This window comes from Anaerobacillus sp. MEB173, assembly GCF_052119505.1.
In the GTDB taxonomy this organism is placed as follows: Bacteria; Bacillota; Bacilli; order Bacillales; family JBJMAU01; genus JBJMAU01.
The window spans coordinates 127,715-145,956 of the sequence record NZ_JBJMAU010000002.1; the positions used below are offsets into that span (position 1 = coordinate 127,715).

24 protein-coding genes are annotated in these 18,242 nt (G+C 36.7%); 1 reads left to right on the forward strand and 23 read right to left on the reverse strand.

Annotated features, from left to right (window positions below):
- Positions 1-16 precede the first annotated feature (16 nt).
- The 20 genes from xseA to ACJ2A9_RS05115 all read right to left on the reverse strand — a co-directional run bounded on the left by xseA (position 17) and on the right by ACJ2A9_RS05115 (position 14,895).
- Entirely contained in the window at positions 17-1,360 is a 1,344-nt protein-coding gene (xseA, locus tag ACJ2A9_RS05020; protein ID WP_441420525.1) for an exodeoxyribonuclease VII large subunit, read from the reverse strand.
- A 23-nt stretch (positions 1,361-1,383) separates the two neighbouring features.
- Positions 1,384-2,247: a bifunctional methylenetetrahydrofolate dehydrogenase/methenyltetrahydrofolate cyclohydrolase FolD gene (folD, locus tag ACJ2A9_RS05025; protein WP_441420526.1), complete on the reverse strand. Its 864-nt coding sequence runs from the start codon at positions 2,245-2,247 to the stop codon at positions 1,384-1,386.
- A 149-nt stretch (positions 2,248-2,396) separates the two neighbouring features.
- The gene (gene nusB / locus ACJ2A9_RS05030; RefSeq protein ID WP_441420527.1) at positions 2,397-2,792 is read right to left on the reverse strand and encodes a transcription antitermination factor NusB; all 396 of its coding nucleotides are present in this window, start codon (positions 2,790-2,792) and stop codon (positions 2,397-2,399) included.
- Positions 2,793-3,029: 237 nt separating this feature from the next.
- Complete coding sequence (locus tag ACJ2A9_RS05035; protein ID WP_441420528.1) at positions 3,030-3,440, reverse strand: Asp23/Gls24 family envelope stress response protein; 411 nt, start codon at positions 3,438-3,440, stop codon at positions 3,030-3,032.
- A gap of 26 nt (positions 3,441-3,466) precedes the next feature.
- Positions 3,467-4,822, reverse strand: a complete 1,356-nt coding sequence (gene accC / locus ACJ2A9_RS05040) for an acetyl-CoA carboxylase biotin carboxylase subunit (RefSeq protein WP_441420529.1) — start codon at positions 4,820-4,822, stop codon at positions 3,467-3,469.
- A gap of 12 nt (positions 4,823-4,834) precedes the next feature.
- Positions 4,835-5,344: an acetyl-CoA carboxylase biotin carboxyl carrier protein gene (gene accB, locus ACJ2A9_RS05045; protein ID WP_441420530.1), complete on the reverse strand. Its 510-nt coding sequence runs from the start codon at positions 5,342-5,344 to the stop codon at positions 4,835-4,837.
- Positions 5,345-5,449: 105 nt separating this feature from the next.
- Entirely contained in the window at positions 5,450-5,809 is a 360-nt protein-coding gene (locus tag ACJ2A9_RS05050; protein WP_441420531.1) for a hypothetical protein, read from the reverse strand.
- A 235-nt stretch (positions 5,810-6,044) separates the two neighbouring features.
- The gene (locus ACJ2A9_RS05055; protein ID WP_441420532.1) at positions 6,045-6,638 is read right to left on the reverse strand and encodes a SpoIIIAH-like family protein; all 594 of its coding nucleotides are present in this window, start codon (positions 6,636-6,638) and stop codon (positions 6,045-6,047) included.
- Between the two features lies 1 nt (position 6,639).
- On the reverse strand, positions 6,640-7,308 hold the full coding sequence (gene spoIIIAG, locus ACJ2A9_RS05060) for a stage III sporulation protein AG (protein ID WP_441420533.1): 669 nt from the start codon (positions 7,306-7,308) through the stop codon (positions 6,640-6,642).
- Complete coding sequence (gene spoIIIAF / locus ACJ2A9_RS05065; protein WP_441420534.1) at positions 7,308-7,946, reverse strand: stage III sporulation protein AF; 639 nt, start codon at positions 7,944-7,946, stop codon at positions 7,308-7,310. The genes spoIIIAG and spoIIIAF overlap by 1 nt, the downstream gene beginning before the upstream one ends.
- 142 nt (positions 7,947-8,088) lie before the next feature.
- On the reverse strand, positions 8,089-9,258 hold the full coding sequence (gene spoIIIAE, locus ACJ2A9_RS05070; RefSeq protein ID WP_441420535.1) for a stage III sporulation protein AE: 1,170 nt from the start codon (positions 9,256-9,258) through the stop codon (positions 8,089-8,091).
- A gap of 41 nt (positions 9,259-9,299) precedes the next feature.
- The gene (gene spoIIIAD, locus ACJ2A9_RS05075; protein WP_441421032.1) at positions 9,300-9,689 is read right to left on the reverse strand and encodes a stage III sporulation protein AD; all 390 of its coding nucleotides are present in this window, start codon (positions 9,687-9,689) and stop codon (positions 9,300-9,302) included.
- Between the two features lie 14 nt (positions 9,690-9,703).
- Entirely contained in the window at positions 9,704-9,910 is a 207-nt protein-coding gene (spoIIIAC, locus tag ACJ2A9_RS05080) for a stage III sporulation protein AC (protein WP_441420536.1), read from the reverse strand.
- 60 nt (positions 9,911-9,970) lie between these two features.
- On the reverse strand, positions 9,971-10,483 hold the full coding sequence (gene spoIIIAB, locus ACJ2A9_RS05085) for a stage III sporulation protein SpoIIIAB (RefSeq protein WP_441420537.1): 513 nt from the start codon (positions 10,481-10,483) through the stop codon (positions 9,971-9,973).
- Positions 10,480-11,412, reverse strand: a complete 933-nt coding sequence (gene spoIIIAA, locus ACJ2A9_RS05090) for a stage III sporulation protein AA (RefSeq protein ID WP_441420538.1) — start codon at positions 11,410-11,412, stop codon at positions 10,480-10,482. The genes spoIIIAB and spoIIIAA overlap by 4 nt, the downstream gene beginning before the upstream one ends.
- Positions 11,413-11,500: 88 nt before the next feature.
- Positions 11,501-11,782, reverse strand: a complete 282-nt coding sequence (locus ACJ2A9_RS05095; protein WP_441420539.1) for a YqhV family protein — start codon at positions 11,780-11,782, stop codon at positions 11,501-11,503.
- A 152-nt stretch (positions 11,783-11,934) separates the two neighbouring features.
- Positions 11,935-12,354, reverse strand: coding sequence for a hypothetical protein (locus ACJ2A9_RS05100; RefSeq protein ID WP_441420540.1), 420 nt, complete (start codon positions 12,352-12,354; stop codon positions 11,935-11,937).
- A 156-nt stretch (positions 12,355-12,510) separates the two neighbouring features.
- Positions 12,511-13,068: an elongation factor P gene (gene efp, locus ACJ2A9_RS05105; RefSeq protein WP_441420541.1), complete on the reverse strand. Its 558-nt coding sequence runs from the start codon at positions 13,066-13,068 to the stop codon at positions 12,511-12,513.
- Between the two features lie 88 nt (positions 13,069-13,156).
- Positions 13,157-14,224 (reverse strand): M24 family metallopeptidase, encoded by a 1,068-nt coding sequence (locus tag ACJ2A9_RS05110; RefSeq protein ID WP_441420542.1) that lies wholly within the window; start codon positions 14,222-14,224, stop codon positions 13,157-13,159.
- Between the two features lie 182 nt (positions 14,225-14,406).
- Positions 14,407-14,895: a YqhR family membrane protein gene (locus tag ACJ2A9_RS05115; protein WP_441420543.1), complete on the reverse strand. Its 489-nt coding sequence runs from the start codon at positions 14,893-14,895 to the stop codon at positions 14,407-14,409.
- 365 nt (positions 14,896-15,260) lie between these two features.
- Between ACJ2A9_RS05115 and ACJ2A9_RS05120 the strand changes: the two genes are divergently transcribed.
- Entirely contained in the window at positions 15,261-15,638 is a 378-nt protein-coding gene (locus tag ACJ2A9_RS05120) for an SA1362 family protein (RefSeq protein WP_441420544.1), read from the forward strand.
- 23 nt (positions 15,639-15,661) lie between these two features.
- Here ACJ2A9_RS05120 and ACJ2A9_RS05125 read toward each other — a convergent pair whose 3' ends face one another.
- From ACJ2A9_RS05125 to splB, 3 genes are all read right to left on the reverse strand, one after another.
- Positions 15,662-16,567: a patatin-like phospholipase family protein gene (locus ACJ2A9_RS05125; RefSeq protein WP_441420545.1), complete on the reverse strand. Its 906-nt coding sequence runs from the start codon at positions 16,565-16,567 to the stop codon at positions 15,662-15,664.
- Between the two features lie 106 nt (positions 16,568-16,673).
- The gene (mntR, locus tag ACJ2A9_RS05130; protein ID WP_441420546.1) at positions 16,674-17,102 is read right to left on the reverse strand and encodes a transcriptional regulator MntR; all 429 of its coding nucleotides are present in this window, start codon (positions 17,100-17,102) and stop codon (positions 16,674-16,676) included.
- Positions 17,103-17,189: 87 nt separating this feature from the next.
- Complete coding sequence (splB, locus tag ACJ2A9_RS05135; RefSeq protein ID WP_441420547.1) at positions 17,190-18,215, reverse strand: spore photoproduct lyase; 1,026 nt, start codon at positions 18,213-18,215, stop codon at positions 17,190-17,192.
- Positions 18,216-18,242: the final 27 nt, after the last annotated feature.

Below are 18,242 nucleotides of genomic sequence, written 5' to 3' on the forward strand. Positions count from 1 at the left end.
TTTATGGAAAATTTCACTACTTACTGTTTATTCGGTCTATTCTGCAATCCAATTTCCCGTCTTGTACTTGAACTTGTATATAATCACCTGTGCTTACTTGCTTTACAGACTTTACTAACGCTTGATCATCTGTATAAACAAGACTGTAGCCACGGTCCATGACCTTAAGTGGACTTAACGCTTCTAATTTTGAGATTTGATTATGAAACGAATGCTTTTTATTCATTATAATTGTTTCAAATGCTTTCTTTAAACCATTCTCCAAACGGGTCGTTTTATCTTTTGCCTCTATCATTCGTTCAATTGGATGATTTCTATTTAAACCTTTTTGCAATTGTTCTAGCCGGTCTTTTTTCCGGTCGATCATTCTTTCTGACTCACGGTGAAGACGATCCAATAGGCGATCTAGTTCTTGTTCTTTCTGCTTGACCAGCTGACCTGGATAACGAAATGCATATGATTTTTGCATATGATGAAGACGATCCTTATTCATCGATAGTTTCTCATTCATTGCACGAATTAACCTTGTTTTCCTTTGCTCTATCCGTTCCATAATTTCAGTCATTGAAGGAACAGCTAATTCCGCAGCAGCCGTCGGTGTAGCTGCTCGAATATCCGCAACAAAGTCAGCAATCGTGTAATCAGTTTCGTGGCCCACTGCAGAAATAACAGGGATTTTTGATTCAAAAATTTTCATTGCTACAATCTCCTCATTAAAAGCCCACAGTTCCTCTATTGAACCTCCACCGCGACCAACGATTAAAACATCAAAAAGATGGAGTTCATTTGCTTGTTCAATCGCTCTAGCAATTGATGCAGGAGCATCATCCCCTTGAACTAGAACGGGAAAGAGCGTAATTCTGGCAATAGGAAATCGTCGTTTTAATGTTGAAATAATATCACGAATTGCTGCACCGGTCGGTGATGTTACTACAGCAATTTCTGTAGCGAAGGTCGGTAATGGTTTTTTCAGTTCATTGGCAAAAAGGCCTGCAGATTCAAGCTTGGCCTTCAATTCTTCATATGCTAAATATAAATTCCCGATTCCGTCTGGCTGCATTTCTTTAGCATAGAACTGATACTGCCCATGGGGTTCATACACGGAAACATCTCCCCGAACAAGAACGTTCATCCCGTTTTCTGGGATGAACTTTAAATATCGATTATTTCCTGCAAACATCACCGATTGAATTCGAGACTGATTATCCTTGATCGTGAAGTACATATGTCCACGACTATGCAATTTAAAATTTGATATTTCTCCTCGCACCCATACATTTTGCAGCTGCTCATCTTGATCAAATGTCTTCTTTATATAGCGGGTTAATTGGCTAATTGTTAAAAACTGATCACTGGCCATATTTAGCTCCTCTTAATAACAAGTTAAACTGTTGCTTTCAATTTTCTTTTCACAGATTCAATCGTATTATGAAGGAGCATTGTGATTGTCATTGGTCCAACGCCACCTGGTACAGGAGTAAGATAAGACGCTACTTCTTTTACCTCATCAAATTCTACATCGCCACATAGCTTACCAGTAGATTCTAACCGGTTTACTCCTACATCAATGACAACTGCTCCCTCTTTCACATAGTCCGCATCAATAAACTTCGCTTTACCAACAGCAACAACCAAAATATCTGCTTGTTTTGTAATTTCTTTCATATTCTTAGTTCTTGAGTGACAATATGTAACTGTAGCATTTTCATTTAATAAGAGTTGTCCAACTGGCTTTCCGACAATGTTACTGCGACCAATAACAACAACATGTTTTCCAGAGATCTCGATGTCTTTGGATTTAATCATTTCTACAATTCCAAATGGTGTACAAGGCAAGAACGTCTCTTCACCAATCATCATTTTCCCGATGTTAATTGGATGGAATCCGTCCACATCTTTTTCAGGGCTTATCGTTTCAATCACAGCTTGTTCGGAAATGTGCTTTGGCAACGGTAATTGAACGAGTATACCGTGTATTTTTTCATCTTGATTCAAACGCTCAATTTCTGCAAGAAGCTCCTGCTCAGATACCGATTCAGGCAATTCTTGTAATACAGAATAAATACCAACTTCATGACATGCCTTTTCTTTCGCTTTCACATAAGAACGTGATGCAGGGTCATTCCCTACCAAAATAACCGCTAGGCCAGGTTGAGTTCCATCCTTTGTTAATTTCTCTACTTCCTGCTTCATTTCTAAACGCTTATCACTAGCTAGATCCTTACCACTAATTAATATCGCTGACAAAACAACCACTCCCTTAAAAAATTTAGAATTAAGAATTAAGAATTTAGAATTATTAGTATGGGGTTCTTCAATGTAGTTTCTTAATTACGACTTCAGAGCTATACCGGCAGCCAATTCTACATTATAAATTATAAATTCTAAATTATTTTTTACTGTTTTTCTGAATCAACAATTTTTGACAAAACTCCGTTTACAAAGCGGCCTGATTCGTCACCGCCAAATGCTTTTGCAAGCTCAATCGCTTCATTAAAACTGACATTAGTAGGAATTTCTTCTACATATTTTATTTCATATATCGACATTCGTATTATAGCACGGTCTACGTTACCAATACGATTTAATGACCAATTTTCTAGATTATTTTCTATTACTTTATCGATTTCAGGAAGATGTTCGAGTGTACCGTAAACGAGATTTACTAAAAACTCATCTTTCTCATCAGAATCTTCTAAAACATTATTAATTGCCTCATCACGGTCCGTTCCACTAACATCAACTTGAAAAAGGGATTGAATCGCTTTTTGTCTAGCTAATCTTCTTTTCATATATAAATTACTCCTTTAATTGAAAATCGTTCTTAGAAAAAAACCAACATTTTCTATTCATGATCATAGCATAACAAAGGTAAGGAATACAGAATGTCTATTCTTCTAAACAAAATTCTTACTTTTCCGTAAACTGCAATCGCTTTACCCATTATTATTAGCAAAATATATGGAATTGAAAACCAAATGCACAAAAAAAACATCAAAGGAGCGCAATGATCCTTTGATGTTCCTTACTTATTCTTCGTGTGTTTCTACTGCTAATTGTTGTTCTGTTGTTTCAAACTGAATTCCAACAACATGGACATTTACTTCAGAAAGTTCAATTGCCGTCATTGTTTTTAATGTTTGATAGATATTATTTTGGATCTTCTGTGCAACTTCAGGGATGGCAACACCATAAACCATTACGACGAATACATCGACAGCAATCCCATCGTCCTTAAGATCCACCTTGACACCTTTACCGTGATTCTTTCGGCCAAGTCGTTCGACAACACCTGAAGCAAAGTTGCCTCTCATCGTCGCAACTCCCTCAATCTCAGATGCAGCAATGCCAGCGATGACTTCGATAACTTCTGGTGAAATCTCAACCTTCCCTAGTTCATTTTTGGACTCTTCTAAATCTAAAATGTGATTTTCATTCATTCTTACTCGCCTCCAAACCTTTTCATTTATTTTCTATTTGTTAAATCATAAATCTCTAAAAATTTAGTATTAAAATGACCCTCTACAAACTTCTCATGATTCAATAGTCGTAAATGAAATGGTATTGTTGTATCAATACCCTCAATGACAAATTCACTTAAAGCTCTTTTCATTCTGGAAATAGCTTCATTTCGACTAGCACCATGTGTAATCACTTTTGCGATCATCGAATCATAAAATGGGGGAATTGTATAGCCTGGATAAACAGCAGAATCAACCCGCACACCGAGACCACCTGGTGGTAAATACGTTGTAATTTTCCCAGGTGACGGAAGAAAGTTTTTGTCTGGATTTTCCGCATTTATACGACATTCAATTGCCCATCCTGTGAATGTTACATCACTTTGAGTATATGCAAGTTTTTTACCGGAAGCCACTAGTATTTGTTCCTTTATTAAATCAATGCCAGTAACCATTTCTGTAACAGGATGCTCAACTTGTATTCGAGTATTCATCTCCATAAAATAGAATTTGCCATTTTGATAGTCATAAATAAATTCTACTGTCCCTGCTCCAGAGTAATTGACCGCCTTTGCCGCTGCTACCGCAGCTTCTCCCATTTCATCCCGTTTCGCTTTATCTATAACAGGAGATGGTGTTTCTTCTAATAACTTCTGTAAACGACGTTGGATACTGCAATCACGTTCACCTAAGTGAATGACATTGCCAAAGTTATCAGCCAATACTTGGATTTCAACGTGCCGGAAATCTTCAATATACTTTTCAATATAAACTCCGGGATTCCCAAACGCCGTTTGTGCTTCCTGCTGAGTAATATTAATTCCTTTTACTAATTCGGCTTCGGTTCTTGCTACACGAATTCCTTTTCCACCCCCACCTGCAGTCGCTTTTATAATGACGGGGTATCCAATCTCTTTTGCCAATTGAACTGCCTCATCAGTGCTTTCAATGATCCCTTTAGAGCCTGGAACAATTGGTACACCAGCCTCGGCCATTGTTTCTCTCGCGATGTCCTTCGTTCCCATACGAGTTATTGCCTCCGGACTTGGACCAACAAATGTTACATTACATGCGGCACAAATCTCTGCAAAATCGGCATTCTCTGCCAAAAATCCATACCCAGGATGAATTGCATCTACTTCTGTTAAAGTAGCGACACTCATAATATTAGTGAAATTTAAATAGCTTTTTGAGGAAAGCGTCGGGCCAATACAATAAGCCTCATCTGCAATTCTGACATGAAATGCATCTTTGTCGGCTTCAGAGTAAACCGCAACTGTTTCGATTCCCAACTCTTTACACGCCCGGATGATTCGAACAGCGATTTCCCCTCGGTTTGCTACTAATAATTTTTTGATCATTCTGTTCTCTCCCTATAAAGGTCTCACAACGAATAGCTCTTGTCCATATTCAACAAGCTGTCCATTCTCTGCAAGAATTTCTACAATTTCACCTTTAACCTCTGCTTCAAGCTCATTCATAAGCTTCATTGCCTCAATGATACAGACTACAGAATCCTCTGTAATCTTATCGCCAACTTTGACATACGCCTCAGCATCCGGAGCTGGTGCAGCATAAAATGTTCCTACCATCGGTGCAGTAATCTTTTGTAAATTATCCTCAAAGCTTATTTGTGTCTCTTTTGGCCGTTCATTTTCTTTAACAACCTTTTCTTTGACTTCAGTTTTCACAGCACTTTGTTCTACCGTCTTTCTATCTGGCACTACTTGAGTTACCAGTTGAGGAACAGCTGATTGATTGGTTGTAAGAATATCTTGTTTTTTCATACTAATCTTTGAACCATTGACCTCGTATTTAAATTCATTAATACTTGACTGGTCTAACGCTCGAATGATTTCTTTTATTTCTTGTACTTTTAACATTTTTTTCTACTCCTCAACTATATTTTTCAACATTATAACATAATCTTCCTGCAAAAATATAATGAGCCCCTCAACTTAAACAAGGGGCTCAAGAAACCGTAATTATTAATAATTTTCCTCTTCTTGCGTCGTTGGCTCGGTGATGATTGCATCTTTTTTGTATTGTCTGAACACAGGAAACTCTGATAAATTATCTGGAATTTTACCATTCTCTAGTAAAATAATTTTTACAATATTTTTGTTTCGAGCCATATGGTATTTATCACCGTACTCATTTTCTTGTGTAAAATGTTTTAAACTTTGATAGTCTTCTTCCTGAATCGAAACAGTATACGACCCATCATTTGTCTCAAATTCTTGTTCAAATCCAACTTCAAATTCAACAATTTGAATATGATCATTTTTCATATTTCTTGTCTGCTCTAAGACTGCTTTGGCGCCTTCTGTTAGGTCATTCCATTCCATAACGATCTCTCCCTTTATGTAAAATTTCCAAATTCCTACACGTAAAGAAACTTTTTATGCATTTCTTAGTATTGATTTGAAATGAACGATCTAATCATTTTCAGTGTTACTTTCTTATTAAAAATTTTCCAATCCTTCACCGTGTTGTATTATACCATTACAAAGTGCCATTTGCACTATGTAAAATAGCTCAATAAGAACAGCACCACAGGGGTTGTTCTTATTGAGCTAATTCTTATTGTTTTGTTGGTTGAAAACTTACAGCTACGTTTTTCTCGCCTAGTTGCTCACGAGCCATTAAGATAATTTTATTTCCTTCTTCACGTGATAATTCTTCTGCTTTTACAATAATTTTCACTTGATCATCCTCAGTAATAACAAGAACATCCTCATAACCTTCTGCTTGAATCAGCGTTTCTAACATCGCTTCCTTTTGTGCTAATGATTGTAATTTTTGCATTGCTTCTAATGCTTGAGTTCGTAATTCTTCAGCTGTTTCAGTGTCTGCAACAATAGAAGTATATTGCTCACTTAAACGATCACGGCTTACCTCTCTGTCCAATCTGATAGATGCAAAAACCTCATCACTCGTAACATTGGAAATCACACTGTCTTCATCAGTCCATTCAGAGCCGCCAACTTCTGTCGCTTCTTCAATGTCTACCATTGATTGTTCTTGTTCCATTGGTTCAGCATCATTTTCCTCAACCTCCAATAATGCCAAATGTTCATTCGGCACCTGTCCTGGAGACGTAATATAATACACGGATAATACAATAATTAAACTTAACATTGTTAAAAGCCATACTGTTTGTTTTTTTAATACCATTTTATTCTTCCCCCTTTAATTTTTTTGGTAATACTGATACGCGGTGAGTTGGGACGTCTAGTACTCTACTGACTGCCTCTACCACCATTGTTTTTACCTGAATGTTATCAACTCCTCTAGCAACAACTACAACTCCACGTACTGCTGGTTTTTCTGTTTTTACAATCAGTGGCTTCTCACTGTCACCATTACGAATAATAACTACCTTTTCATCTCGGGTTACATCTTCTACCTTTCTTTTCCCACCTTCACGATCTGTTTCATCTGTGTTTTGTTTCTTTGTATTTTGATCCTTTTCATACACCTGCTTTTCTGTCTCTGCTAGATTAATCATCACAGATACGTCAGAAACACCAATGATTTCCTCTAAAACCTCTCTCAGCTGATTTTCATATCGGTGTTCATAATCCTCCATTGAATAAGGTTCTGCTTGTGCTTTATTTCCAAAAACTGGTTCACTATCAGGTGATGTGTCGTCTTTGAACACTGGCATAGCAACCTGATTAGATCCAGATTCATTCGTAAAGAAATTACCTAAAATCATTAGTGCAACACCTATACATAAAACTAATGCCAAATAATGAATTGACTTTATCTTACCTTTACCTTCCTCCTTTTTTTGAAATAATTTTGTTAACCATTGTTTATGGTTTTTTTCCTCTTTGTCCATCACTCATCCCCTCCTTCCAAGGCTAAAGAGATAACCTCTTTAGGAATTTGCCATTCATTCGCTAAATAAAGTTGGACTTCAGATAGATTTGCTGGCTGTTCAGTTAACTTCTTTGTTTGCAGTTCCTTCTTGGTATCAATCATTACAACAGGTATTGCTTCTACTTTAGCTTCTTCCTCGGTCTGCTCAACTTGCTGTTTAACAACAACTTCAATACCTGTGATACTCTTGAGGAAGTCTTCTTCGTTAGCAAATTCATCAATGGAAATCAGGACTTCTTTTACTTCCAAACCATAATCGTTAACCAGCTCCTCTTCCACTTGTTGTTTCATTTGGACAGCCACCTGTTCTGAAATATATGCACGTTGTCCCATTTCTATATCTGTTTTCTTATTTTCAATTAAATTTTCTAGCTGCTCATCAGAAAGATCCTCATTCATATTTATTGGTTGAAAGATTGTTTCAGGGCTATGCGAAAATACCGATAATAAAGGTGTTAAAATAACAACAATTAGCATTAAACCAACAACCATTTTGACATAACGCTGAAAATTAGAGTTCGGAAGGAGTAACTCTAAAACGGTTGCCAGCAGGATAATCAAAATAATATTCGTAACCCAATCCGTAATAAACTGCAAGAAACTCCCCCCTTTCGTTAGTTTAGAGTTGAAAGTTTAGAGTTTAGAGTGTTTGATTGTACCTCTTGGGAGACCCAAAACCCCTCATTGAATTTGCTCGAGATAACTCTAAACTCTACACTCTAAATTCTAAACTAGCTTTTCACCTCACCATCAGCGACAGGTTCCCGGCGGCGATGATGATTGTAATAGCGAGGAAAAACATTAAGCATACTGTTGCCAGTGCTGCGAAGATGAAAATGACGGCCTTTCCGATTGTTGATAGGCATTCGATAACCGGTCCTCCACCTAGTGGTTGCAAGACTGCCGCTGCAATATTAAAGATGAGAGCTAACGATAAGACCTTTATTGCCGGAAACGCACAAAGGAGTAAAAGGATAGCAAGACCGGCAATACCAACTGTATTTTTCAGTAGTACAGATGCACTCATCACGGTATCAGCCGCATCGGTAAACATTCTCCCGACAACTGGAACAAAATTACCGGTTACAAACTTTGCCGTTCGTATGGTAATTCCGTCAGCAACAGCGGTTGTTGCTCCTTGAACGGAAATAATGCCCAAAAAGATGGTTAAAAAAATACCTAACGCACCAACTGCGACATTCCGTAGTAGATTGGCAAGCTTGGTCACTTTATAATGGTCACTTAATATACTTACAATGCTAAGTATTGCTGATAGAAACAATAATGGCATAACAAAATGCTGGATTAATAACCCACTTGTATTGACCAAAAGGACAATTAACGGATGGAAAAAAGCTACTGATGTCAAACTCCCTATCGAAGCCATTAACGCTAACAACAATGGTAATAATGCAATCATAAAATTGATCATATTACTAATCGCCTCTTGCGCGTAGCTAATGGCTACATGGAAGCTGTTTAAGGCAATAATGATTAACACCATGTATGTGATCGCATAAGCCACCTTACTAATCGCATGTTGTTCAAAGGCGTTTTGCATTTGCTGCAGTATCATACTGAAAACCGTCAGCAAGATTAACGTTCCTAGTAGCTTGCCATTGACGACTAATTCATGAAATAAGTATTTAACGAGTCCGGTCAACCATTCCTTAATTGAAAATTGTTTCTCTCCTTTAACGAACTCCATAAACGAGCCTTTTTGACTTTCTGGAAGAAAACCTCCATACTCAGTGACAACTTCCTCCCAATACGCTCGGATATCATCTATTCCTAATTGTTCTAATTGTCGTTCGATGAGGTTTTCTTGGGGTGATGGTTCCTGTTCAGCATGAACTGAAGCGATTGGTAGAAAGAAAAGAACTAATAAAATGAAAAACCAATGTTTCATCTGTTCACCCCTCTATGAAATGGCAAATCTCCTAATAGGTCTTAATTTGGTAACAATGAAATTACCATTTCAATGATCGATGTTATGATTGGTATGGCCATGACCATAATTAATACCTTGCCGGCCAGTTCGATTTTTGATGCTATTGCCGCTTGTCCGGCATCTTTGGCTATTTGAGCTCCAAACTCTGCAATATAAGCGATTCCAATAATTTTTAAGATGGTTTGCACATAAATCATGTTAATGTTGGCATTAACAGCAATTCTCTCTAACATAGTGATGACTTTGTAAATTTGATCGATTAAGAATAAAAAAATAAGAACGCCCACAAATACAGTTAACAAAAATGCAAAAATGGGCTTTTGTTCTTTTACGACGAGTGCAAGAAAAGTTGCAATAAGTCCTAATCCTACAATTTGTATTATTTCAATGGTGAACACCTCCCTCAGCCTTGAAAGAGAAAGACACCTTTAATTTTTTGAAAAAGGTCATCAACAATCGTTGCAACCATATACAAAACAACAACAAAGCCAATTAAGGTAACCCAATGAGCCCAATCTTCCTTTCCCATTTGCTTCAATACCGTATGAATCATTGCAACAACAATACCTATCCCGGCAATTTGAAAGATTGTATTCACATCATATGCCATGACCTTTTCTCCTCCTGACCACTTGTCTCTTTGCGAGTATTCAATTCATAGCTACCATCATTACATCATGAGAATAATAATTAAGAGACCTGTTAAAAAACCTAAGCTTTTTAACATCTTTTCATAACGATTTTGTGCATCTTTTGCTTCACCTTCTTCTCTTTCTAGGTGGGTGAGCGTTAAACGAATTTGCTTTTGTTGTTGAACCTTATCATGTTGTCCAAGTGTCATTCCGAATTGTTTCATAATCTCAAGTTCCCCATTACATAAAGCAGTAAAATGCCATGTTTCATTTAAACTTTGCTCCCATGCCTTTTGAGCACTTTCTTCCCCTTTCGACAGCCAGTAGGAAAAACGTTCGAAAAAATAGGAGATTGGTTTCGGTAATTGCTTTGCAATATGACTACTTGCCTCAGCTAATGGTGTTAACCCATACATAATCTCTGCTTCAAGTGATTGTAGAGCTACTTTTAATTGCCGAAGCTGCCTTGGTCTCTCACTTAATCGTCTAGCAAACTCAAACCCTACCCATGTCGTAGCAATGATGATTAAAATCGCTCCAATTATTTTCAATGTAATCTCACCACATCTTTTCCGTTTTCATCACGAATTCGGTTTACTTTTCCCGGATGTAAACGACGTGTCAATTCGATACATCTACTAAAAACTTTTTGGTCCATTAATTCCTTGATTGTCGGCCTTAAATACAAATCCTCCATTTGAAAACCATGAACCGTCGTAATAATACTAACACCTGCATGAATCGCCTCATGTATCGCTTGAACATCCTCTTGTCGACCAATTTCATCGACAATAAGGACATCTGGACTCATCGATCGAATGAGCATCATCATTCCTTCTGCCTTTGGACAAGCATCTAGAACATCGACTCGAGATCCTAAATCATGTTGCGGTATACCTTTAATACATCCAGCAATTTCGGAGCGCTCATCTACCACACCGATTTTTTTCGGAAGGATTTTAAAATCTTTATCACCACTGCTAATAATTCTCGCAATATCTCTCAATAACGTTGTTTTCCCGGTTTGCGGAGGGCCTATTATCAGTGTGTTTTCCCATCTGTTTTTTTGAAATAAATAATGAATATATGGATTCGCGACACCTATTTTTTGTTTTGCAACACGAATATTAAATGAACTAATATGCCGAATGGCTTTGACATGACCTTTTTCTGTAATGACTTTTCCTGCTAATCCGACCCGATGGCCACCCCGAATCGTAATAAATCCTTGCTTTAACTCTTCTTCTAAAGCATATAAGGAATAATTACTTAATTGGTTCATAAGTTGGACACCATCTTCTTTGCTAACGATGTATGGCATTTGTTCCAGCTGTGGGAAGAATGGAGATCCTTCTACACCGATTTCCAAAGGACGGTTAATCCGAATCCGAATTTCTTCCATCTTCTCTTTCGTTCTTGAAGGCAATTGGTCGATCATTCGTTTAATTGAATCCGGTAAAACGGCGTAAATTTCTTCCATTACACTCCCCCTAATACCATGAATTTGACTTGTCCCCTATTGAAAATGTATGCCAACTTCATCGTAATATGACAATGTTATTTCATGTTTAACGTCTTAATCCAAGTAAGATAAGGATTACACCTAAAGCAATAAGCAACAGCTTTCCAACCGAAACTTTATCAGCCATACCAACCAGGCCAATCGTCATCGTTGTAATTAGAACGATTGGTCCCACAATAGCTAACAAAGCATTAATTGCTACGGCTTTCTCCACTGTGTTGAAACGCAGCATGAGCGATGCGGCTGATAGCTCAAGCAATCCTGAAACCATTCGCAAAATAACCATACTAAGTACAGTTGTTTCTATAGCAGATAACCAACCTTTCATAAACGCCATCCTCTCCGATGTTTTGGAACGTCTCATAATTAGTAAGCAGACAAAAAATACTTTGTACAACCTATGAGAAAAACCATATATTCAGAACAAAAAAAGAGCAATTTACCGAAGTGGCAATTCGCTCTTTTACAACTTTTCATTCGTTAAATTCCTTGTGGCAGCTGCTTTTCGACTACACGTTTCAGTAATTCATCATCCTCCATCCACTCTTCAAATGATGAGACATCCGAACAAAATGAACCGACACTATGACCATCCTTAAACATCTCAATACACAAAATATCATCTGAATGTGAATAATACTCAACTTCAATGCCATTATCTAATGCTTTACGTTGAACGGATGATGTGGCGGTTGACAGTATTCGGGCATTATTCTTAACATGACTCTCGGCTAATTGAAGAAGATCTGTTTCATCCCACTCTTTGAAGTGAGAGATATCGGAACAAAACGCCCCCATTTCCTTTTGTTTATAAAAAACTTCAACACAAATGATATCATCTGAAAATGAATAGTAACTAACTTCAAGATCCTCTTTTAATTGAACCTTCTTTTTCTCCAATCTGTCCACCACCTTTCTTTTTAATCATAATAGCAGAAACTCGTTTAAATGAGTAGTTAGAATTTTACAAATATTTTGAGGTATAACGACAAATAGTGAATCGTACAAAAAAAACTTATTGTTCAAAGAGAACAATAAGTTTTTTTATATAAATAACTATGCTCTGGAAATGTAATGTCCTGTTCTTGTATCAATCACTAATACATCGCCTTGATTAATAAAGAAAGGAACTTGTACAGTTAGGCCTGTTTCAAGTGTAGCTGGTTTTGTTCCACCTGATGCAGTATCCCCTTTGATACCTGGTTCAGTTTCCGTTACTTCTAGCTCAACAGTATTTGGTAATTCAACACCAAGTGTTTCCCCTTGATATGTCATAATCTGAACAATCATATTATCTTTCAAAAATTTCAATTCATATTCAATTTGATTTGCTTGTAGCTCTAGTTGCTCATACGATTCATTATCCATAAATGTATATACGCCACCAGTTTCATATAAATATTGCATACGACGATTTTCAATATGTGCTTTTGAAACTTTTTCTCCAGCACGGAATGTTTTCTCTTGAATTGCCCCAGTTCTTAAATTACGTAATTTTGAGCGAACAAATGCCGCTCCTTTGCCTGGCTTTACATGTTGGAATTCAATAACCTGCCAAATCCCGCCATCTACCTCAATTGTTAAACCTGTCTTAAAATCGTTAACTGAAACCATGTTCTGTTCCTCCTATGTAATTATCAATTCAAACCTCTATTTAACTAAAGATTTAATTTATATTTAAATTTTACATTTTTAAATTGTTCTAGTCTCCTACAATTAATAATTCCTTTGATGAATGAGTAAGAGATTCATTTCCTGATTCGGTGATAAGAGTATCATCTTCAATTCGTGTACCGCCAATTCCAGAAATATAAATTCCCGGTTCTACCGTTACAACCATTCCTGGCTCCAAGACCGTATCCGATTTCATTGATAACGCCGGGCCTTCATGTACTTCTAAACCAATCCCATGACCAGTAGAGTGACCAAAATATTGTCCATATCCTTTTTCCGTTATAAAATCACGAGTAAGCGCATCTGCTTGTCTACCTGTTAACCCTGGTTTAATTGAATTCATTCCAATGGCTTGCGCTTCTTGAACAGTTTCGTATATTTTTCTTAATTCCTCATTAGGTTCGCCAACTGCGATTGTTCGTGTAATATCGGAACAATACCCTTTGTAATAAGCACCAAAATCAAGGGTAACAAGTTCGCCTTTATTAATCACCTTATTACTAGCGACACCATGTGGGAGCGCAGAACGAATTCCTGACGCAACAATAATATCAAAAGACGATGAGATTGCCCCTTTTTTTCTCATAAAAAATTCAAGTTCATTCGCCACATCAATCTCTTTTAAACCGGCTCTTATGTATGACGTTATATGAGTAAATGCAGCATCAGCAATCTGTGCAGCTTCTTTTAGTATCTTAATCTCTGATGCATCTTTTATCAAGCGTAATTTTTCAATTAACCCACTAATCGGAATCAATTCAACATCAAATTTTTTAGTAAACGTAGCATACTGGCTATATGTAAGATGATCTTGCTCAAATCCTAACTTTTTTATTCCCATATTCTTTATTTGCTTGGCTATTTCCTCATCAATTGGGCCGGTATGCTGTACAATTTCATAGGCTTTCGCTTGTTCATTCGCTTGCTCAATATACCGAAAGTCAGTGATGAATTTTGCTTCTGTTCCTGATAATAAAGCTACCCCAGCTGTTCCTGTAAATTGAGTCATATATTTACGGTTACTCGGACTTGTAATCAGCATCCCGTCAATCTCGTAATGCTTCATTTGCTCTCTCATTTTTTCAAGGCGTTCCATCATCGTCCTCCTCAAATCAAATTACAGGCACTATACTAAAAAAATTAAGCACACTCCTATATTCTTTTGCATAAAATAATTGCACAATAACGAAATAATTGTTAGTAACATATACTGGGAAAAAGAAATGATAGAAGGTCACTTGACATTCTATCATAGCTAAAACACTTTGAATAGTTTGTTTACGTATTTTCGTTCATTTCTTTGTAATCGTAAGAAATTGAATAACCAATAAATACACCGTAAAGTACAAATAAACAAACCCCGGTTATAATTGTATTTGTACCTAATTGTGGAACAGATTTTAATCCTGGGAAAATTGGGTTAAGTAAATAAAAAACAACGAGCCATAATACAAATCCATAAAATGCTCCTGACCATATACTAAATACCTTTGCTAATAACATCCGATAAATAAAAGCAACGAGAATGGACAATAAACCAATGACCAGAATACCGACTAGATGGCCAATATATGTGTGCTTCCATTCCCCCAAAGCCCAAGGCATGAGTACTAATGCAGGCCCGATAGTCATAAAATTAAAAAAGAAGGCGACATAACCCATTAAACTCCAAAATAAACCGCCAAAAAAGCCAATACTTGCAATTCTCGCATTAAATGACATTGGTTCATCCGTCTTATTTTGTTCCAATTTTTTTTCATTCTCCATGATGTTCACCTCCACTTTAAGTATGTCCACTTCATATTTTTTCTATAGCAATAATATAGAAACTTTGAAATACATGTGTAAATTATAAAAAATTAGTGAATAATTATAGTGCAAAGGACATTAATGTAGAGGAAAACGAACTTATCATGTAGAATATAACTATAAAGACAATTAGATTATTTCTAATTTGTTTCATTTAACTATCTTAACTAAACAACAACTTTTGGTGGGCAAGCCATTATGAAATCACATAGTACATCTCAGCAGCAATGCTGTGATGTAGGGTATGACTACCATTATAACCACTGATAAATTTGAGTTTTCTGAAGATTCATGTAATTTAAATTCTATAGGAGGTGAGTATTATGTCGCGTCAATCTTACCATCCGCTTGTGCTAATACTTATTGGGTTAGCTGGATTGGGCTTGTTCTACCGTCTCTTTAGTGATCCGGTTGGTTTTTTAAGTCAAATACTCATTGTAGCTGCTATTGTCGGGGCGATCATTTTTATCTACAAACGGTTTCTAGCCAAAAAATTTGCGGCGCCACATGCGCACCGCCGTCCTAAACCAAAAACAGCAAGCCGCTCTGAACGTTTTAAAAGCAATGTTATCCCGCACAAAAGAAAAAGTACAAACAACTTCAAAACCTCTACTATTAAAAAACGGAAAGCAGCTCATAATTTTACAGTAATTGAGGGCAAAAAAAATAAAACAAAGAAAAAGAATCGAGCACTCTTTTAAGTGCTCTATTTCTTTGCGTTCATTTATTTAATCCTTCTCAAAGGCGTATTATGATTAAAAAAGTAATTCTCGGTCCTTTGTCGTCCTAATTCAATTAATTCCTCCACTTTCTTTTTTGCCAGCGTAAACTCTGTTAATTTAATTTTCTCAACAGGTATAAAAACAATATTCTCAGCAATATCTTTTGAAATGTAGCGATTATCCCTCGCTTTAAGCATCGTCTCCAGCAACGAACCAACCATCTCGAAAGCATTATCAATTTTATTAGGAATCGCTTCCTCAAGTGAATCACTTAACTTGAATCCTAATACTGGCCTTTTACTTTTTCCTTTTTTATTTGTAAATAACCACATCGGAAAATTACTTATTACTCCGCCATCAACAATAATACACTGTTGACCTTTTCCATCATATAATTTCACAGGTTCAAAAAAATATGGAAGACTGCAACTCATTCGTACCGCTTTCGCTACTGAAAATTTATCAGGAATAATACCGTATTTCTCTAAGTCATCCGGCAAAACAATAAGTTGACCTTTCGTTAAATCTGAAGCAATAATTTTTAAGGAACCTTTTGGCAAATCAGCAAATGTCGTTACACCTTTTGCTTTGAGCTTTTCTCTTAACCAGCTTTCAAGCTCATCTCCTTTATACAATCCCAGTCTCTTATACACTCGCAGCCATTTAATAAAAGGAAAAGGAAGGATTGAATGTTTTGGATCTAGAAACTGCTGTAAATTTGTTTCCGATAAAACTGACGTTAGCTCTTTACTCGTATAACCCGCCTTAATAAGTGAAGCGATTATTGCTCCTGCACTCGTCCCTGCTACCCTTTGAAAGGTATATCCCTTATCTTCTAATACTTTTAATGCACCTACAAAAGCAATTGCTTTGACTCCACCACCAGCAAACACGCCATCAATTTCCATATCTAACCCGCACCCCCTCAACATACAGATTATGCTTACCTGGTAAAGGACGATACAATGACGCCAAAACTTCGGTTAATAAAAAAAGCAACCATAACTTTATTTGTTATGATTGCTCTAGCTCATTCTTCTTTTGTGTTTGTCTAAGTAATTCGACTCGTTTTTCATCTTCTTGGAAGAACTGTACTAAATCACCAATGCGATCAATAGCATCCCAGCTTAAATGATGCTCAATTCCTTCTACATCTTGATATATATTTTCATGGTTTACACCGATAATCTTCATGAAATCCTCAAGAAGTTCATGTCGATAAACAAGCCTTTTTCCGATCTTCTTTCCTTTCGGTGTTAACACTAATCCGCGATACTTTTCGTAAATTAAATACTGACTTTTATCAAGCTTTTGTACCATCTTTGTTACAGAGGATGGATGAACTTCCAAAGCTTCTGCAATATCCGAGACCCTTGCATAACCCTTCTCATCAATTAATAAATAAATCCGTTCTAGGTAATCTTCCATACTTGGTGTTGGCATGGTGTTCCCCCCCAATTTCCCTCTGCCTTTTTACAGTCATCGCTAAAATGATACTATAATCGTCCAGTTCTGACAAGGACTCATTGTCTATGTGAAGTACTCAATTTTCGATTGCGGGAAGTAATGTTTAATATAACCCTCCACTTTCTCTCTTAACTCATCCGCCTCTTCATTTTGATATACATATTTTCCTCGCCCATACTTTCCCCATTTATATTTCCGTTTACTTTCATCCATTTCTAGTTTCGTCTTCGGATAGCGTTTCTCTATAATCTTTTTTGCTGTTTTTGTAAACCGGTGTTGAATGAGTTCAAACGTTAAATCTTTTATCGCATAACTTGGTAATGTAGCTTCCAACCGTTCAAAAAGTTCCAAATACCCTTGTTCCCATTCGGAATGGCGGTATAATGGAGCAAGAATGAAGCCTAAAGGATAATTCGCTTTTGCTACTTTACCAGCGGCCTCTATTCGTTTTTCAAAAGGAGATGTACCAGGTTCAAAATTTTTGATAACATAATTGGAATTCAAACTAAAACGAAATCTCGTATTACCATTATGCTTTGCATCCAATAAATGATCCACATAATGATATTTTGTTACAAATCGGAGCCTGCCCAGTGTTGTTTCCCCTATAAATTCGATTGCTTTTTTAAGGGAATGAGTTAAATGATCTAGTCCTACGATATCTGAGGTACAGGCTGCTTCAAAACGAGTGATTTCAGGCTCCCTTTCCCTGATATATTTTTCGGCTTGCTCAAAGATCTCCTCTATATTTACATATGTTCGAATATAAGGTTTATCCCCCATCGTTGTTTGTAAATAACAATAATGACAATGACCCATACACCCTGTAGCAAGCGGTATTGCATATTCTGCAGATGGCTTTGATGTATCAAATTTTAATGTTTTGCGAACACCAACAACAAGAGTTGATTTTGCATTGCGGTACTTTTGATTTTCTGTATCTCCTGGTATATTACGCACCTGGTTATGAGATGTTGTTTCCCTTATCTCGATTCCCATCTTTTCAAACTTATCTTTAAGTTCTTTACCTAACGGGTACTCTATCGCTCTCGGCTCAATATAAACAAGCTGTGGAATAAATGGCTCCATTCTTTTCACCTCAAAATGTAAACTTAC

Coding starts and splice junctions, on each gene's coding strand:
- xseA (WP_441420525.1), bottom strand. CDS start 1,360: ATGGCCAGTGATCAGTTTTTAACAATTAGCCAATTAACCCGCTATATA.
- nusB (WP_441420527.1), bottom strand. CDS start 2,792: ATGAAAAGAAGATTAGCTAGACAAAAAGCGATTCAATCCCTTTTTCAA.
- ACJ2A9_RS05035 (WP_441420528.1), bottom strand. CDS start 3,440: ATGAATGAAAATCACATTTTAGATTTAGAAGAGTCCAAAAATGAACTA.
- accC (WP_441420529.1), bottom strand. CDS start 4,822: ATGATCAAAAAATTATTAGTAGCAAACCGAGGGGAAATCGCTGTTCGA.
- accB (WP_441420530.1), bottom strand. CDS start 5,344: ATGTTAAAAGTACAAGAAATAAAAGAAATCATTCGAGCGTTAGACCAG.
- ACJ2A9_RS05050 (WP_441420531.1), bottom strand. CDS start 5,809: ATGGAATGGAATGACCTAACAGAAGGCGCCAAAGCAGTCTTAGAGCAG.
- ACJ2A9_RS05055 (WP_441420532.1), bottom strand. CDS start 6,638: ATGGTATTAAAAAAACAAACAGTATGGCTTTTAACAATGTTAAGTTTA.
- spoIIIAG (WP_441420533.1), bottom strand. CDS start 7,308: ATGGACAAAGAGGAAAAAAACCATAAACAATGGTTAACAAAATTATTT.
- spoIIIAE (WP_441420535.1), bottom strand. CDS start 9,258: ATGAAACATTGGTTTTTCATTTTATTAGTTCTTTTCTTTCTACCAATC.
- spoIIIAC (WP_441420536.1), bottom strand. CDS start 9,910: ATGGCATATGATGTGAATACAATCTTTCAAATTGCCGGGATAGGTATT.
- spoIIIAA (WP_441420538.1), bottom strand. CDS start 11,412: ATGGAAGAAATTTACGCCGTTTTACCGGATTCAATTAAACGAATGATC.
- ACJ2A9_RS05095 (WP_441420539.1), bottom strand. CDS start 11,782: ATGAAAGGTTGGTTATCTGCTATAGAAACAACTGTACTTAGTATGGTT.
- efp (WP_441420541.1), bottom strand. CDS start 13,068: ATGGTTTCAGTTAACGATTTTAAGACAGGTTTAACAATTGAGGTAGAT.
- ACJ2A9_RS05110 (WP_441420542.1), bottom strand. CDS start 14,224: ATGGAACGCCTTGAAAAAATGAGAGAGCAAATGAAGCATTACGAGATT.
- ACJ2A9_RS05115 (WP_441420543.1), bottom strand. CDS start 14,895: ATGGAGAATGAAAAAAAATTGGAACAAAATAAGACGGATGAACCAATG.
- ACJ2A9_RS05120 (WP_441420544.1), top strand. CDS start 15,261: ATGTCGCGTCAATCTTACCATCCGCTTGTGCTAATACTTATTGGGTTA.
- ACJ2A9_RS05125 (WP_441420545.1), bottom strand. CDS start 16,567: ATGGAAATTGATGGCGTGTTTGCTGGTGGTGGAGTCAAAGCAATTGCT.
- mntR (WP_441420546.1), bottom strand. CDS start 17,102: ATGCCAACACCAAGTATGGAAGATTACCTAGAACGGATTTATTTATTA.
- splB (WP_441420547.1), bottom strand. CDS start 18,215: ATGGAGCCATTTATTCCACAGCTTGTTTATATTGAGCCGAGAGCGATA.